The sequence below is a fragment of the Pseudoalteromonas sp. SIMBA_162 genome, assembly GCF_046535955.1.
GTDB lineage: Bacteria > Pseudomonadota > Gammaproteobacteria > Enterobacterales > Alteromonadaceae > Pseudoalteromonas > Pseudoalteromonas marina.
Genome location: NZ_JAWJBQ010000627.1, coordinates 1 through 260 on the forward strand (window position 1 = coordinate 1; position 260 = coordinate 260).

Sequence of the window (260 nt, forward strand, 5' to 3'; positions counted from 1 at the left end):
GAGTAGCTATTTCGATTACCGAATATCTCAAAATCTCGTTCATACTGGATGATAGGCAGGACAGCCTTCATTTCGAAGAAAGGGTTCAAACGCTTCCAGAGGGATACTTTCCACTAAATGATGAATGTGAAAAGCAATATCATTATTTTGTAGTTTAACTTCTAAATCTAGAGGTAAAATTAATTGATTCATGTTATAATCTTTAAACATAAGGAACACTTCCTTCGACTAAAATTTTTGGGGTCAGATACTTAAATTTT

General features: G+C 32.7%; 1 pseudogene. It reads right to left on the bottom strand.

Annotated features, from left to right (window positions below):
* Window positions 1-45 precede the first annotated feature (45 nt).
* Window positions 46-210: pseudogene (locus tag R0J88_RS21180) on the bottom strand (IS5/IS1182 family transposase); the annotation flags it as partial.
* Window positions 211-260: the final 50 nt, after the last annotated feature.